The organism is Bartonella sp. MR30HLJHH (genome assembly GCF_042194195.1).
Lineage (GTDB): Bacteria > Pseudomonadota > Alphaproteobacteria > Rhizobiales > Rhizobiaceae > Bartonella > Bartonella grahamii.
In genome coordinates this window covers 58,306-75,603 of sequence record NZ_JBHIMO010000002.1, presented here as the reverse complement: position 1 = coordinate 75,603, position 17,298 = coordinate 58,306, and the positions used below count along the sequence as shown (strand labels likewise).

The following is a 17,298-nucleotide window of genomic DNA, read 5'->3' as shown; positions in this document are numbered from 1 at the left end:
CTTGTAACGAGACTATCGGTCACAGAATACACAATATTGCAACAGCCCTCACATTAAAAGGATTTATACAGAGCATTTTTATCCTTGTCCTCCAATCATTTTTATCCACACAAACCCTCACTTGTACGCCAATCCAGTTTGTGATGTGCAAGAGAGGTGATTTTTATGATTAAACATCTATAGATTTGAAATGAGAAAGTCTTACGATATTGAGGACTCTCTTCCTTCAAATTGAAAAAATGAATGATGATGATAAATCAATTCATTATCTACGAAAAGAAACATATAAAGTGGTTAGCGGTTGAAATCCGCTAAATGAGAGTCTGAACTGTTTACAAAAGAAGAGGTGGTTAAGGATCTTCGTCTTTTAGGATAGGCAGAAATTCGGCATATTTACACATTTGATAAAAAGCCCCTTGATAGAACTTTTAACAAAACTTTATTCGAATCTATTAACGGGCTCATACAGATCATTGATTCGAGAGGTTAGAATGTGGTCTCTCCATTTTCCAGAAATCATCAAATAGTCTTTGGCATAGCCTTCTTTTTCAAAATGAAGGCGCTTTAATAAACGTTCACTTTTTATGTTCTCAGGTCTATAATTTTCCATCACTCTATGCAGATGATAAACATGAAAGATATGCCGTATTAGAGCCGATAAACTCTCAAACATGAGACCTTTGCCTTGTTGTTTTTCATCAAGAGAAAAACCAAGATGACAAGCTTGAAAAACACCACGAACCACATTTGTAAAATTCACAACACCAATGACTGTGTTTTCATTTTTTAATCGTAGGCATATCGGTATGCTTGTCCTTGTGCACTTTCACAAGCAAATGCATTAGCTCGTATTTCCCAAGCTGTTAGGCTGTGGTAACCATCAGATCTAACAGGTTCAAAAGGACGCAGATGATTCGCATTACGAAGGTAATAAGAAGACAGTTCAGCTGCATCTTCTAAACCAATCAATGTGGAAATTGTTCGCTTTGTTTTAATTGCCATCATTTTCTCCTCCTCGAAATGTTACAATAACACGTTGGTTTATCCTAACAAATCATCATTTTTAAACTTAAATCATAACGTCGAATACAGTAAGCTCTCCCCATCACAACACTTCTCACGTTAGAATCAATGAAGATCATTTGCTTTTCCGTCAGAAGCGGGGTTGGTGCATTTAGGATATAAGGTAAAGATAAGGGAATGTTTCTTATGAATGCTCTCAAGTTCCAAGGGAGCTGTAGCAACATTGGGGACTGGAAAAGTATGCAATGGAACTGGCGTGCTTCCCTATACGCAATTTTGAAAAAACTCACGGCAAAGATAGTTTTGTTTCTTTGCCTTGTAAGCTCAGAGCATACTTGTTTTGCGCTATCATATCACTGCACCCGCATACAAAACCCAATGACCATCGCCTTGAAAAGCTACATGTTACAGTGCGATCTAAAAAGTTTCTGCCATAACTCATCAACAACACTGTTCCCGCTAAATCAGCCACAAACTCTTGTAACAAATCCAAGAAAAGCGATGATGCAATACAAATCTTTTAAAATTTTTTAGATATTACCGTGAACACGCTTCCATTTCTTCGCGTAAAATTTCAAGTTCTAACCATTCTTCTTCTTTTTGTGTGCAAGTATTTTTCTTTTTTTCCAACGCTGTTGATAAACGCTCAAAACGCTCTTTATCACTGCGATAAAGGGCTGGATCAGAAAGCTCTTGTTCAATTTTTTTGATTTCATTTTGCAAAACAGCAATTTCTTCAGGCAATCTTTCCAATGCATAAACCTGCTTATAAGACAATTTACCTCGTGGTTTTTTCTCCCGCACTATCAAGCTATGATCTGTTGATGAGTCCTGCTTTGAAAGCTCTCCCACATGAGATTTTGAAGGTGCTTTACGCTGCGATAATTCTGTTTTTTTTCGTTGTAAACTCAGAGCATGCTGGTTTTGCGCCATCATATCACTATAGCCGCCCGCATACAAAACCCAATGACCATCACCTTGAGGTGCCAACATATGCGTTACAGTACGATCTAAAAAGTCTCTGTCATGGCTGACCAACAATACTGTTCCCGCAAAATCAGCAATAAATTCTTGCAACAAATCCAAAGTTTCCATATCCAAATCATTGGTCGGTTCATCAAGTATCAAAAAGTTTGCAGGACGTGAAAGAAGTCGTGCAAGCATGAGGCGTGCTCTTTCTCCCCCCGAAAATTCTTTAAGGGGAGTGCGTGCTTGTTCAGGCAAAAATAAAAAGTCTTTCATATAAGAAACTACATGCCGCTCCAGCCCATTGATCACAAGAGTATCACCTCTTCCTCCCGTTAAATAATGCGCTAAAGTTTCTTCTTCATTTAAAATACGTTGCTGATCAAGCAATGCCATAGAAAGGTTATAGCCATGCCTCACCGTTCCACTATCCACGGCTTCTTGCCCAATTAATGCAGAAAGGAGCGTTGTCTTTCCGATACCATTGGGTCCTACCAACCCGATTCGATCACCACGCTGAATACGCAAAGAAAAATCTTTCACGATAATGCGATCACCATAGGATTTTGAAATTTTCTTTGCTTCAAGCACCAATTGCCCAGACTCATGACTTTTCGCTGCTGTCAAAAGTGCATTTCCAGGCTGCCCTTTATAGGTTTGATGACGCTGTCTTAAGTTTTTTAATTCGCCTAAACGCCGTACGTTACGCTTACGCCGTGCACTCACGCCATAACGCAACCATTGTTCTTCACGGGCAATTTGGCGCCCCAATTTATGCTGCTCAATGGCTTCTTCTTGCAACGCCTTATCACGCCAACTTTCAAATTCTGAAAAACGCTTTTCCAGTCTTTTGGTTGTGCCACGATCAAGCCATACCGTTGACCGCGTAACATTTTCTAAAAATCGCCGATCATGGGAAATCACCACAATCGCTGAACGCAAAGACGATAAAACAGCTTCCAGCCATTCAATGGTTGGTAAATCAAGATGATTGGTTGGTTCATCCAAGAATAAAATATCGGGTTTTGCAGCAATGGCCTGTAACAATGAAACACGCCGCTTTTCGCCTCCCGAAAGCGTTTCCAATTTTTCCGCCCCCGAAAACCCTAAATTTGTGCGAAGCGTATTGATCCACTGAACATCAGATGTATCGTCCAGCCCCGCTTCCATATAAGCGTTAATATCTTCAAATCCTGAACAATCCGGATTTTGTGAGACATAACGGAGCGTCACTCGCGGGTGGCGAAAAATTTCGCCACCATGAGGCTCTAATATTCCTGCGGCAATTTTTAATAGGGTTGATTTTCCACAACCATTACGGCCAACCAGCGCGATACGCGCCCCCTGCTCAACCGATAAACAAGCTTGATTGAGCAAAGGCGTTTTTCCAAAATTTAAGAAAATGCGGTCAAGCCGCAGGAGCGGCGGCGCCATTAACGAACGCGGTGCGGACAAGGGGCTTTATACATTACCCCTCTTGCATCACGGTAAGCACACAATTGCCGTACAGGGACTCTTTGTGCACAAGGTGCTTGGTAAACATGCCCTCTACGACCACGATACGTGCACAATTGTGATGCCTGTCTTTGTTGTTTTCTTTGATTTGCAGCCGCACCTGTTACTGTTCCAGCCAAAGCACCAAATGCTGCACCGGTAAGTGCTGCTCCAGGAGTACTTCCAGCAATAGCAGTTCCAGCCAAAGCACCAATTGCTGCTCCTCCTACGCCATAACGTGCAACGCGTTCATCGTTTGTGGTACAAGCGACTGAACTGAAACCAATGGCTGAAACAACAGCCACTTTAAAAATTGATTTTAACATATCAAAACCTTTCCTTCTCAAGATCAATACATAATATATCGTTTATGTCGGCACTTAATCACTAGGCCCCCCCCTGCCTTATTCAAAATATATTGGAAGAGCTTTATGGAATAGGCACAGACGCTAACAATATAGCTTTTCCAGAACCTAAATGGCAAGAAAAGGTTCCACAAATACGGTTAGAAAGTGTTAAAGAAGAGCCAAATGACACATTTTTGTCACAAATTGGCCATTTTACCCCTGCAAGAGTTAAGCCTTTTAAATCAGAAAAACCGATAATACTAAACAAACATCCCTTAGGCAAATCATACGAACAAGGTCTTGGCAAAACCGGCCAGCCTTCTTCCAAACCGCTTGTCAACAACACTGAAATGCCTCTTTCAGCCATCACCAATGCTTGCGTCATATGAGAAAGGCTATGATCACTTCTTTCACCTCCCAAAGCACCGCACAAAATAAGCTTTTTAGCACCATTTTGCAGCGCTCTTTCGCAAGCTAGAGCACTATCTGTCATATCTTTATCAGAGGGAAAAATCTCACGCGGAACATGACTATATTCGCGTATTAAATTCTCATCCGATGAATCAAAATCGCCTAACCACAACTCAGGCAACACATTAAGCGCTGCCGCATGACGCATACCACCATCAGCAGCAATCACCCGACTGTTTTGAATTTGATTAAGCAAGCGATCAGTGATACAAACATCTCCATTTAACAATATCGTAAATGTTGTCATGCCATACTTTGCCTTTCACAAAATTTCCTTTATAGCGCACCCTTTTATCAGTGAGAGTCATTTTTTATAAACAAAAAGCGTGATATAGCCAAACGAATCCTTATCCCTGATGACTCTCTTGAAGAAACATACGATACAAAGATACAAATGCAATTTGCCAAATTACTCCGCAGAAACAATGTGCACCATGATCCAACGCACTCCATTTTTCAACGCAAGTTTCTTTTTCGCTCACGCCTGTATAAAGCAACTTTCATAAGTTTAACGTTTCTCCTTTCGGCTTGTCATACGCCCCTCTCTCAAAATGATAGGCTTTCTTCCACTTCTTCTAAAACGATCAAACGTACCAACAATCACAATATCTATGTCACATTAAGCGCTCTGCAACACCCACGTATTTTGCAAATGTATGGCGGCGCTTATTATGATGTAAAACTTGAACACCTTTTAGCAAAGATTGTCCGTAAACTGACAGTTGCATCCCATAGTTCTCATCAAAGCTATTCTGTAACCATTTTAAACTCAGAAAGTATTAACGCATTTGCGCTCCCCAATGGCGCGATCTACATCACTCGTGGTATGCTGGCATTAGCCAATGATTCTTCAGAAGTTGCAGCCATTTTAGCCCATGAGATAGCACATATTAGAGCCAATCATGGCATTTTACGCCTGCAAAAAGAAGCCCAATTAAAGATGGCAAATCACATATCTTCACATCTTCTTTCTTCTATTGGCAAAAAACTTCATAACCCTACGCAAAACAAGCAACAACTCGCACAATTTTCCCGCAATCAAGAGCTAGAAGCTGATTCCCTTGCACTTGAAATGCTCCAACAAGCAGGATATGATCCATTTGCTTCACCACGCTTTCTTCAAACAATGGAAGCCTATAGTGCTTTGCGTAATATCTCCGGCACCCAAAATGCCTCTCTAGATTTTCTAGCCTCTCACCCAACCACCCCTCAACGCATTCGGCTTGCGATAGAAAAAGCGCGTAAAATAAGTAAAGGGAATAGTAAAACAACCGATCGCAATTCTTTTCTCAAAAGCATTGATGGCATGATTTTTGGAGGAGGATTTTATACAGGTTTTGTACGAGGCAACCAATTTATTCACCCACAGTTGGGCATAGCTTTCTCTGTTCCAAACAATTTTACAATAGAACATTCAGCACACACTGTTTGGGCCAGTGGACCAGATAAAATTGCGATTCGTTTTGATGCTATTCCGCATCCTGCTGGAATATCTGCGAGTGATTATTTGAAAAGCGGCTGGATTATCGGGCTAGACCAATCATCTATCCGCCCCATCACAATTCAGGCCCCCCCCCATCAAGAATTTACGCGTCAAGGATTCCAAAGCCAAAGTTTACTTGGAGCACGAGCCCATGCTACCAATGAGCAATGGCAATTTGATGTAGTTGTCATTCCATTCAACAACCACATCTTTCGTTTTCTGACAGCCGCCCCACATAATTCTCAAAATTTTGTAGAGGTTGCCCAAAAAACGCTACAAAGCTTTCATTCTCTTTCATCTTCACAATTAAAAAAACTGAAGCCCTTAAAAATCCGTGTTGTCCGCGTTAAACAAGGAGAAAACGTTGCAAACCTAGCCAATAAAATGCAACACACACCAGATAAAGAAAAACTCTTTCGCATCCTCAACGCCCTCTCACCAACACAAACTTTACCCGCAGGTACAAAAGTGAAAATCATTACAGAATAAGCCTTTTTTCTCATCTGCTACAGTTTTGATTCTTTTCTATCTGTATGACGCCCTCTCCCTTAAAGCATATTCGCAAATGAAGAGGGGCATTTTAAAAACCAATTTCATCATACCTTCATACGACTCCGTTTGATACATACTTCCTCGAACTAATATCACCCCCAATCTTCCCCTGTTCATCAATAGCACCAAACGCATCCCCAAGGAGGCATATCCCTAGACAAATCTGGCAATCCCCTAAATCCAACTTCATCATACCCTCATATAACCCCCTACTTATACGTTCTCTCTCTTCCTCCCACAACGCCTTTCGCTGCTTACATATCGTAAGCATCTTCTGAATGAACCGTAAGGAGAGCAGAACGCAATTTCTGCAAAGCCCGAGCTTCAATTTGACGCACGCGCTCTTTCGAGATTCCTAACTTTTCACCCAAAACTTCGAGAGTCGCACCCTCTTCATTTAAGCGACGAAAGCGAATGATTTCCAACTCCCGTTCATTGAGAATTTGCAATGCATCGTAAAGCCATTGTGTACGCCGTTGACCATCAATTACTTGCTCAATTAAAGCATCAGGAAGAGGACTATCATCCACCAAAACATCCATCTTAGCAATGGGATTATCACTGTTCTCAGAAACAGAAACACTCAAGGAATTATCAGAACTGGAAAAACGAAAATCCATCGTTTCAACATCGCGCACGGAAACGCCAAGCTTTTCAGCGATTGTGCGAAAAATATCCTGTTTTGACAAAGCACTATCATCTTGTATCAGTTTTGCACGCAAACGCCGAAGATTAAAGAAAAGTGCTTTTTGCGAAGAACTAGTTCCCCCTCGAACGATTGACCAATTTCGCAAAATATAATCTTGAATAGAAGCGCGTATCCACCACGTTGCATACGTTGAAAAACGCACTTCCCGATCAGGTTCAAAACGTGCAGCTGCTTCCAATAGTCCCACATACCCTTCTTGTACCAAATCCCCCAATGGCATTTTGAAACGTTTAAAGCGGTTAGCAATAGCAATCACTAAACGCATATGAGCCGCTGCAATTTGATGCATGGCATCATCATCACGTTTGTCTTTCCACCGCAGAGCCAAATCATGCTCTTTTTGTCGTTCAAGATAAGGTGCTTGCATAGCAGAACGCATCATATTGCGTCCTAAGCTTTTGTCTGCATCGCTATAATGTTTGCTGCTTTTATAAACAGCATTTGAAAGATTACCCATAATAACCCCTTGCGATTAAAATTATCAAAATTGATTTGGCAACGACATCATTGTTCTTTGCATTGTTCTTTGCTTAAAATAACGCAAAAGTTGTTAACTTTTGCACCCGCTACTTTAACGTGTATTTTTATAATCGCAATTGTTTTTTTTACTGTCATGGTAAAACTTCTTGTCATAAGACACAATTTCACCTGCAAAATACCTTTACAATATGCCTTTTAGTCTATGAAATGTTTGAAAAAACTTTCTCTGCACTTTTCATAACAAAACAGCAAAAAAATAAAATGATCATGCAAAACAAATGCTGTTTTTTGATAACCGGTTCCGTTTCCTTTTAAATTGAAGAATTTACTTATGCTTTCAGCTTTACAATACAACTAATAAGTGTAATTTTCAAATATAAAGCACCCAAACTGAATGAAACGTGAATAAAAAAGAATCATCCAAGTTTTAAAGATGCAAAAAGAAACATCAAAAAACGACAAGAGTGATTGAAGCAAACGCAACAAACGTGTTAAAGAAAGAGAACCATTATGAAATTGTCGCAAAAAGCTTTTGACCAATTTCGCACTGAGAAAGAAACTGATCATGGATAGCAAGATTGTTCAACAGAATGAGATTCTTCAAGATGATATTCTCATTGAAAAACACAGAAGGGGTAAATTTGAAGGTTTTCGTTTTTATGCCAACAAAAACAGTACCGATCAAATAACTGAGAAGCAAATTTCAACAGAGAATGAAAATTTGATTCTTGCTTTTTCCAAACGCGCAACACGCCTCTGTGCTTGTGCAAATGGAGATTTCACCCTCAGTTCTGATGGAATTGTGCGCTGGATTGGTCAACCCGTAGGACAACTTGTGGCAACAGAAGATTTTTTCAAACCAAAACTGATTGTTTTAGCAGATGAACAACTCACAGGAGAATCTCGCGATAACGTTGTGAAACGATTAGAACGCTTTGTCACCTTTCATTTTGAAACGACTTTAAAACCTCTATTTGATTTGCGTAATGCTGATAATTTAACGGATTCAACAAATAATCTTGCTTTACAACTTTTTAACTCTTTAGGGATTTTACCACGCCGCGAAGTCTTAGACATTGTCAAAGAACTTGCGCAAGAATCACGTGCCGTGCTTCGGCGTCTAGGTGTGCGTTTTGGCGCTTTTCACATCTATGTTGCCGGAATGCTTAAACCTGCTCCGGTTCAAGCCATTACTCTCCTGTGGAATCTTCAAAACGCGGGACAAGATCAAACTGGTTTGGGTGAAATTTTGTCAGCATTATCTGCTGGTCGAACCTCTTTGATTGTTGACCCTACCTATAACCGCCAATTTTATCAATTAGCCGGCTACCGAATCTTAGGACAACGTGCTGTACGGATTGATATTTTAGAACGTCTCGCCAATCTCATCCGCCCCGCACTTCATTGGAAACAAGGAAGTGATCCCAAACCAGATGGCGCCTATGATGGCAAAAGTTTTTTTGTTACACCAGCCATGATGTCCATTCTTGGAGCCAATGGAAACGATATGGAAGAAATCCTCAAAGGACTTGGTTATCAATCGTACAGCATAAGCAATACTGTTTTTGAACAAAATCTCCTTGCACACCAAACCTCTTCCCCTGTCAATGGGACAATGCAAGATGTTCCTGCAGCAGAATGCGTTGGCAGTCAATGGAAAACAATGAGCCATTCAGAAATAACACGAGAAGAAAAAAACACCTCATACCCAAACACTTTATTCTCTGGTATTGAAAAACATCCCCATAAAACCAATCGTTTACCAGCAGCTGAACCTGTTGGGAATTTTGCCAAATCCCCTCTCCCTACAGAAGAAGATAAAGTTATTTTACTATGGCATTATAGGCATCAATTTCACCACCACGCACAAAAAAAACGTGATAAATTAGGAAATAAGTGGCAAAATAAATCGAAGAGCGCTATAAAAAAAGGGGAACACACAAATGAAAATTCCCCTCAAGAAGCACTATCACAAACAAAACGCTCTCATAAGTTCCACAAATCCGAAGGCAAACATGCAAATCATAAGCCTTTTCAAAAAGAAAAGCGCCTTAATCCTGATTCACCTTTTGCAAAACTAGCTATACTACGCGATCAACTCACCAATCACAAAAACACGCACACACTTTCCTCTAAAGAGAATTAAAGTAACCAATGGAGTTTGATCTTGACCCACGTAGTAACCGACAACTGCATTCACTGCAAATATACGGATTGCGTTGAAGTCTGCCCTGTTGATTGTTTTTATGAAGGGGAAAACATGCTTGTTATTCACCCCGATGAATGCATCGATTGTGGTGTTTGTGTGCCAGAATGCCCAGCAGAAGCGATTTTACCTGATACAGAACCAGGATTAGAAAAGTGGTTAGAACTTAATCTTCATTATGCAAACAAATGGCCTAATCTAACCACCCAAAAAGATCCTCTTCCTCAAGCAAAAGAAATGGATGGTGTTCCAAATAAATTAGAAAAGTATTTTTCAGAAAATCCAGGAAGTGGCGAAGAGTAATGATACAGTGTACACCCTCCTCCTTTAACAACTGAAAGACTTCTCTTGTAAAAATAAAAAAATCCTTAAGCGAAATGATTGATTCTTTGGAAGTTTGATGTTAGTGTTATTTTAACATGATCATCTTTCTAAGTATTTTTCTTTGCTTTTTGTAGTAAAGCGATGTATTTTTTTTGGATTTAAAAGTACTCGGCTTTTATGCTCACTTAATTGGTACAATATACTTGGTTAAAGAAAACTCAACCCTCAGGTTTATAACCTGTTTTCCGATACATTTGTTGATCATAAGGGAGTAAACTAAAATATGGCATCCCAACATGGAACGTCCTCCAAGACCAAAGAATTTGCAACCTCTGAATATATCGTCTATCCTACGCATGGAGTAGGACAAATTATAGCGATTGAAGATCAAGAAGTTGCAGGACATAAATTAAAACTTTTTGTCATTCATTTCGCGAAAGATAAGATGGATGTCAAAGTCCCCATTGCAAAAGCCCTTTCCGTTGGAATGCGTAAATTGTCTGCTAGTGATTCTGTCGAACGCGCCTTAAAAGTTTTACGTGGAAAAGCACGCGTTAAACGAACCATGTGGTCACGTCGTGCACAAGAATATGATGCTAAAATCAACTCAGGAGATCTTATTTGTATCGCCGAAGTGGTCCGCGATCTTTTCCGCTCTAATCTACAGCCTGAACAATCTTACTCTGAGCGCCAACTTTATACAGCTGCTCTTGAAAGAATGGCCCGCGAAATTGCGGTTATTAATAGTCTTTCTGAAACAGAAGCTATCAATCTCATAGAGATGCATCTCTCCAACAAACCGAAACGCGAATTTGAAACTGAGAGAGAAGAAACAGATGAAAACAGCAAGGCTGTCTACGCTGCATAATACACTCTTTCATCATAATGAGATACTTTGATAAAACCAGCTTTTCGCTGGTTTTATTTTTTTAACATCCTCTCTGCCCCTAAGGACGAAGTTTCTTAACCAGCGCCAATCTATAAATAATCTAACTTTTCGACAAATTCCTTCTCCCTATTTGCTTGCTTCATAGATAACAAATTGATTAATCATCATAATCTAGCATTATTCATATTAAATTAGAATCTTGAGTATCGTAAGATTTCTCATTTCAAATTTCTCTCATGTTGAATCAATCAAAATCACTTGCTTTTCGGTCACAAGCGGAGCTGATCTGTGAGTAAAAACTGTACAAAAAGAGCTAGTAGAACTGTCCAAGCACCAAAGGATATACCAACATTGGAATCTGGCAAGATGTATAAGGATGCGGGCTTGTTTTTTTATTAAGCGTAAAGATCACAGTGCCGTTTATACACTGCACCGAAACTTTACCATTTACCCTTCTACAAAACCATTATAACATTCAAAAATGCCGTCATAAAATGGATGCAACAAATATTGAAAAATATTCCTTTTTAAAAACGCGTGACAGTACAACATAAGCATATTTTGTCTTGGGCGCTCTATTTTGCATGAGAAGCATTCTCCTATTAAAGAACGAGAAAAACAAAAACATGAACTAAACTATCATATCCATTCTGTAAAAGACATTCCAAATACTTTTGAAAGCTGTAAAGCTAACTTAAAAAATAACAATAAAAATGAACGTTGGCATTTCCCCCTTGCAACTTCATATTTTTCCAAAATGAGGTTATATTCTTATTTCAGAGGAGATATACGCAATATTCTTACTCCAATCGGACACACAAAATCTAAAACAATTCATAGAGCTCTTAAAAATCTTAACCTCTGTTTTAAACAGACCGCTAAAGATTAGATATTGATGAACAGATAACAAAAAAATCACAAACTTAGGTAAGCAACACCATAAAACCATTCATAAACCAGCTATGAACCGGAGAGTCATACCAACTTTGATAAAATACTTTGCTCAACCTCCATACATAAAACACCTAGTTTTAAGTTTACTTATTTTTACAAGCTGTTCGTAACAAATCCCTTATATTCACAAAAATAAGAAAAAATATATGGACAATTCTTAGCTCAAAAATATGAAAAGACAGCGTGATATTCATAGAAAAGTCTCATGTACCTTTATCATCAAAAGCACTAAAGATTATTGAATGTGTACACCTTCTGTCTTGTAACGGTTTTCTCTTTTCTGCTCATAAGAAAGCACGCTAGCATCAGCATACACTTAACCCCCAATGTTACAACAATTCTTACATTTGAAAATATTCATTATAGACATTTTGTTCTTTCTTATAGAGTTTTTACCCACATGCCATCCCCACTTGTGACAGAAAAGCAAGTGATTGCCATTGATTCAACATGAAAGAAATTTGAAATGAGAAAATCCTACGATAGACCTTTCATTCAAGGCACAAAACAACAAATGAACCTTATAAATCAATGTGATGTCGATCTCTATTTTTTATGGAGAATCACATGTCACAATATAAGCCTATAGACAAACCATTGCCTTAAATATTCTCATAAAAACACCAGTATGCTTAAAGGCTTACATGGGCCAACCACCTTAAACGACGATATTTTACGATCTAATAGGATTCCCTCTAGAGTGAGTAAAAATTAAATGCGATACAAAATGATTCCATTACTGACCTAACTTATATCAATACCCCAGCTCTTAACGAAATCATCATAAAAGACACTGACACAAGCAATCCTTTATAGCCTCTCAAAAAAACAAAAAAATCATCTCCCACAATAGAATCATTTTTCTATGGCCAAGCCTTACACATGTTCTCAAGAAAAAGCGAAAAACGCATCTCACCCAATGCATTCACTCATGAATCAAAAGAAGCTTACTACTGGAAAAGAGATAAAACGCTAAAGTTTTAACCACTAAAACGGAACGCCCGCGATACATTCCCGTTTTCAAATCAATGTGATAAGGGCGACGCAGGGACACCTCAACATCCATCTTAAAGCGAAAATGCACGCCACAAACGTGCATTCACTCATGAATCAAAGAAGTCTACTACTGGAAAAGAGATAAAACGCTAAAGTTTTAACCACTAAAACGGAACGCCCGCGATACATTCCCGTTTTCAAATCAATGTGATAAGGGCGACGCAGGGACACCTCAACATCCACCTTAAAGCGAAAATGCACGCCACAAACGTGCATTCACTCATGAATCAAAAGAAGCTTACTACTGGAAAAGAGATAAAACGCTCAGTCTTTAACCACTAAAACGGAACGCCCGCGATACATTCCCGTTTTCAAATCAATGTGATGAGGACGACGTAATTCACCAGAATTTTTATCTTCGATATAAGTCGGCGCCTTCAGAGCATCAGCCGAACGGCGCATGCCCCTCTTCGCTGGAGAGGTTTTTCGTTTAGGTACAGCCATAAAAAGACACTCCAAATCCATTAAAACAGAAAAAGCAATGTCAAAAATGACAATGCTTCATTTAAAAACACCATAAAATTTTAAGATGTTATACACTGATAAACAAGAAGAGGCAATGTCAAAATGCTCATCCTCTTATCAAAAATGATGTCAAAATGATCAAATGAATATCAAAAACACCGCAAAATTTGAAAATTTTATACGCCAATGAAAGCATCCTCATAAGACCTTCATTCAATTTTTATTTGGCTTAAAAAGGGATTTGCACATACAATAGAGATACGGATAAAAAGAGAAATTGATTTTTAATAAAAAACGACGCCAATTTATGAAAACAAGAAAAAGCGACAACATTTCTCTTTAAAACTTCGTAATTTCATTTTTGTAAAAACAAAGGAAGCAAGAATGCACGAATTTACTACCCTTCTTGCAAAACATGGACACACCGTTGAAAAGCGGCTTGATACCCTGTTAAGTGATCAAATCCAAAATGGTGAAATTTCACGCCCTAAAAACTTAATCAAAGCCATGCGCTATGGCGTGCTGAACGGTGGAAAACGCCTGCGTCCTTTTCTTGTGATTCAAAGTGCTGCACTTTTTGATATCCCTGTCGAATATTCTCTTGATGTTGCATGTGCCTTAGAATGTATCCATTGTTATTCGCTCATTCATGATGATCTTCCCGCTATGGATAACGATATACTCCGGCGTGGAAAACCCACCGTCCATATAGCATTTGACGAAGCAACAGCAATTCTAGCAGGCAATGCTCTCTTAACATTTGCCTTTGAAATCATTGCCCATAAAGCCAGTACTTTATCTACAGACATTAGAATCAAACTGATCACGTCTCTTGCACAATCGGCAGGACTTGGCGGTATGTTAGGTGGACAAATGCTGGACCTTGAAGCTGAAAAAAAACCGCAAGGAAGTAGTGACATCATCACTCTACAACACATGAAAACAGCAGCCTTGATAAGCTTTGCTTGCCAAGCAGGCGCCATCATTGGCAATGCATCTAAAGAATTAACCGAAAAACTTACTGATTTTGGTACCTATCTTGGTTTAGCCTTTCAATTAACCGATGACCTTCTTGATGTTATCGCCAACACGCAAACCCTAGGAAAAACTGCTGGGAAAGATGAAACGGCACAAAAAGCAACTTTTGTTCATCTTTATGGCATTGAAGAAACCCAAAAAAAGCGAGATACACTCATCAGTAAAGCAGAAGCATTCTTACATCCTTTTGGCGCTAAAGCACTCCCCCTCCAACAAGCGGCACACTTTAGTGCAATACGCAAAAATTAAACTTCATCTGCTCCATTGCACATAGTGTAAAACATCACCTTTGTTGAATGCATAATAGGCTTTTCAAAGAAACGTTACCATTAATCTCCATTATAGTCCTTATCATGAAATGGGTGCGACAAATCTTGAGAGGGATTTCATTAAAACAAGCCGCGTGAATTTATAACACAAGTGCATTCTGGGCATTTCATTTTGCATGAAAAATACCTTCCATTAAAGAATGAACGAAAGAAAATGTGAAACAATGCGCAATCACCATGCTTTAAAAGATATTACCGTGGATGCTTTAAAGCCGAATAAAAACGATCAAAAAGAAGAAAACTCGTTTTCTCCTTCATGTCTTTAATCTTCTAACGATAAGGCAAAAAATAAACAGGATAAGTATCAAACAAGGCATTTTATAAACCCGTAAAAAACAATAAAAGAAGTACAATGCCCTAAGTAGAGAACCGTAATTTTTATGCCTTTCCACGCTATCTTGTTATAGAAGATCAAATATGGTTACATTCTGTAAATTCACTCGTGTATTGCTTGATCTCTAAAAACACTTTTACAAAAGTACTCGTTGTTTAGTTCAAGCATCATTTTTTTGAAGCCCGTATTTAAAATATCAGAAAAAAATGAACACAATGGCTATTTTGATTTTTATGCCACCCTCAAAGAACAAAGTTTTTTAACCCAATCTGCTCTGTAAACAGTCTAGATTCTTAACCGAGTAAGTTCCTCTAGCTTTCCACGCATGCGATTCACTTAAACTAAAGACTCGATAAACAAGACTTAAGAATATTCACCATGCACTTTTTAAAATATTTAATGTGTCAAACAGACAACCTTCACCACCCCTCAAATGACAGTGTATTACGGCATAATAGGATAAATAAAGTCATCAATTTCAATAGAACGAAAGACCAAAGCAGTATTATTACTAATCTCTCTTTTCTTCGCAAAAAAGCTACAAATAATTTATTTATAATGATAATTCAGCGTTATTCATATTGAATTAGAACTCTGAATACCGTAGGATTTTTTCATTTCAATCTGTGTATGTTGAATCAATCAAAATCATTTGCTTGCACCTCACAAACGGAGAAAGCCGCGTGGGGAAAAACATCAAAGAACGGATTAACAAATACCTCTTATGAATCGTCTCAAGAGCCAAGAGCTGTAGCAACCAACATTGGGGGGCAGTAAAGTGAATGATAGTGTCGGCGCGCTCCTTCAAAAGTAGAAACATTTTTATAAAACTATGTAATAATTTCAATTTAATAATAATCACGATCACTGTAGAACTTTAATTCGTCACGCTCTTTATCTCGTTTATTCAATTCATCGCATAAAAAGAGAATTGATAAGATTAAACAGAGAATGATCATTGAAACAGAAAGATAAAAAAGTCCTTATTACTAATATAATAGCGCAATTTAATTTATGATAAGTACTTTTTTCAAGCTAAGTGTAAATTTCCTCCTTTAAGTGAAATTTTCTTATTAAGATGAAGAGCATCATTGTAAGTGAACCTATACCTATTGCCAAAGCTGGAAAATATGCCCACCTTTTGAAGGCATAATAAAAAACACGCAACATGGCTAAGAAAATATCGTGATGATCAATAAAGTATCATAGCCATTTAATATCTTTCGAGAGAGTTTTGCCCATTACCCATTAAATGTCATTTGTAAGTTTTTCTTGGTTTCATCATGTCATATATCGTATTGAGCTCTATACAAAAACGCGCTATTTGTTCAGTGTTTTCATTATGACAAGCTTCCATACTAGACACAAGGTCAATAACTTATGTTGTTGGGCTAATGCCATTTCCGCTTGAAGAATTAAGAAATTTTTTCGCATAATCAATCATGGGACCCGTAGAGTTCATAGACATATTATATGCCCAAATAGAATTGTTTTCTCTCCAATCATAGTCATAACGCAAACTGCTTATGACATGAGGGAACATCGCCCATGACATCTCCTCATTATAATCCACCGCGCAATAAATTAACAAAGCGTCCACATAAAACAATAAGTATGTAATGATGCCATATAATATCAAATTTGGGCGCTATATTCTGATACCACGGCTATATACGAAGTTTCTTGCTTGCTCTTGTTTTTGAAAATATTCAAAAGCCTCGTATTTTCCATTTATGTATTCTTCGTAAAGTTTATTGTACTGCTCTAGACTATCCACGCGAGTACATCCCAACAATACCAATACAGAGACCACAACCAAAGAGAAAATACTCAAAAATAAGAATGAAAGATGCCGTTATCTCAACAATAAAATCGGTCATGAGGAAAGCCTTTTTGAACAGGCTAAAATTGTCCGACTGCTTAATGAGCTCTAATACGATAAAGTGTTACCAGCAAGTAACCAATGAAAATGGGAAGACTGCTCCATCACCATTCCTTAATAAGCATATGATCCAGCACAATCATTTTCTTTATCAGCGTCCAATCTTGTCAGCAACTCTTGGTACAATATTCATGAGAAGCATTTTTATTTTTTTAATGATTGTGATGCCACGCCCATTTATAACGTACAAGCAGATGACTTTGATTGCTTCAACATACATAGATTTTAAATAAGAA

At 38.3% G+C, this 17,298-nt stretch carries 12 protein-coding genes and 1 pseudogene; 5 read left to right on the top strand and 8 right to left on the bottom strand.

Going from position 1 to position 17,298, the window contains the following annotated elements; genetic code table 11:
- Positions 1–439 precede the first annotated feature (439 nt).
- The 4 genes and pseudogenes from rimJ to ACFIKR_RS01490 all read right to left on the bottom strand — a co-directional run bounded on the left by rimJ (position 440) and on the right by ACFIKR_RS01490 (position 4,548).
- Positions 440–1,002: pseudogene (gene rimJ / locus ACFIKR_RS01505) on the bottom strand (ribosomal protein S5-alanine N-acetyltransferase).
- 558 nt (positions 1,003–1,560) lie between these two features.
- Entirely contained in the window at positions 1,561–3,423 is a 1,863-nt protein-coding gene (locus tag ACFIKR_RS01500) for an ABC-F family ATP-binding cassette domain-containing protein (RefSeq protein ID WP_375658557.1), read from the bottom strand.
- Positions 3,423–3,809, bottom strand: coding sequence for a hypothetical protein (locus tag ACFIKR_RS01495; protein ID WP_015856972.1), 387 nt, complete (start codon positions 3,807–3,809; stop codon positions 3,423–3,425). Before ACFIKR_RS01495 ends, ACFIKR_RS01500 begins: the two co-directional genes overlap by 1 nt.
- Positions 3,810–3,912: 103 nt before the next feature.
- On the bottom strand, positions 3,913–4,548 hold the full coding sequence (locus ACFIKR_RS01490) for a thiamine diphosphokinase (RefSeq protein WP_375658556.1): 636 nt from the start codon (positions 4,546–4,548) through the stop codon (positions 3,913–3,915).
- Positions 4,549–4,695: 147 nt separating this feature from the next.
- Between ACFIKR_RS01490 and ACFIKR_RS01485 the strand changes: the two genes are divergently transcribed.
- The gene (locus ACFIKR_RS01485; RefSeq protein WP_375658555.1) at positions 4,696–6,273 is read left to right on the top strand and encodes a M48 family metalloprotease; all 1,578 of its coding nucleotides are present in this window, start codon (positions 4,696–4,698) and stop codon (positions 6,271–6,273) included.
- Between the two features lie 317 nt (positions 6,274–6,590).
- Here ACFIKR_RS01485 and ACFIKR_RS01480 read toward each other — a convergent pair whose 3' ends face one another.
- Entirely contained in the window at positions 6,591–7,502 is a 912-nt protein-coding gene (locus ACFIKR_RS01480; RefSeq protein WP_375658554.1) for an RNA polymerase factor sigma-32, read from the bottom strand.
- A 588-nt stretch (positions 7,503–8,090) separates the two neighbouring features.
- Here ACFIKR_RS01480 and ACFIKR_RS01475 point away from each other — a divergent pair.
- The 3 genes from ACFIKR_RS01475 to ACFIKR_RS01465 all read left to right on the top strand — a co-directional run bounded on the left by ACFIKR_RS01475 (position 8,091) and on the right by ACFIKR_RS01465 (position 10,923).
- Positions 8,091–9,671 carry a hypothetical protein gene (locus ACFIKR_RS01475; RefSeq protein ID WP_375658553.1) on the top strand — a complete coding sequence of 527 codons (1,581 nt, stop codon included), beginning with the start codon at positions 8,091–8,093 and terminating at the stop codon, positions 9,669–9,671.
- A 21-nt stretch (positions 9,672–9,692) separates the two neighbouring features.
- On the top strand, positions 9,693–10,034 hold the full coding sequence (gene fdxA, locus ACFIKR_RS01470) for a ferredoxin FdxA (RefSeq protein WP_273787665.1): 342 nt from the start codon (positions 9,693–9,695) through the stop codon (positions 10,032–10,034).
- Between the two features lie 304 nt (positions 10,035–10,338).
- Positions 10,339–10,923, top strand: a complete 585-nt coding sequence (locus tag ACFIKR_RS01465; protein WP_375658552.1) for a CarD family transcriptional regulator — start codon at positions 10,339–10,341, stop codon at positions 10,921–10,923.
- Between the two features lie 1,900 nt (positions 10,924–12,823).
- On the opposite strand, the gene ACFIKR_RS01460 is transcribed toward ACFIKR_RS01465, so the two are convergent.
- Both ACFIKR_RS01460 and rpmF read right to left on the bottom strand, forming a co-directional pair.
- Positions 12,824–12,952, bottom strand: coding sequence for a hypothetical protein (locus tag ACFIKR_RS01460; RefSeq protein ID WP_375635506.1), 129 nt, complete (start codon positions 12,950–12,952; stop codon positions 12,824–12,826).
- 266 nt (positions 12,953–13,218) lie between these two features.
- Positions 13,219–13,398: a 50S ribosomal protein L32 gene (gene rpmF / locus ACFIKR_RS01455; protein WP_005774555.1), complete on the bottom strand. Its 180-nt coding sequence runs from the start codon at positions 13,396–13,398 to the stop codon at positions 13,219–13,221.
- A 405-nt stretch (positions 13,399–13,803) separates the two neighbouring features.
- Here rpmF and ACFIKR_RS01450 point away from each other — a divergent pair, with 405 nt between their 5' ends.
- Complete coding sequence (locus ACFIKR_RS01450; RefSeq protein WP_375658551.1) at positions 13,804–14,706, top strand: polyprenyl synthetase family protein; 903 nt, start codon at positions 13,804–13,806, stop codon at positions 14,704–14,706.
- Between the two features lie 1,792 nt (positions 14,707–16,498).
- On the opposite strand, the gene ACFIKR_RS01445 is transcribed toward ACFIKR_RS01450, so the two are convergent.
- The gene (locus ACFIKR_RS01445) at positions 16,499–16,663 is read right to left on the bottom strand and encodes a hypothetical protein (protein ID WP_375658550.1); all 165 of its coding nucleotides are present in this window, start codon (positions 16,661–16,663) and stop codon (positions 16,499–16,501) included.
- Positions 16,664–17,298: the final 635 nt, after the last annotated feature.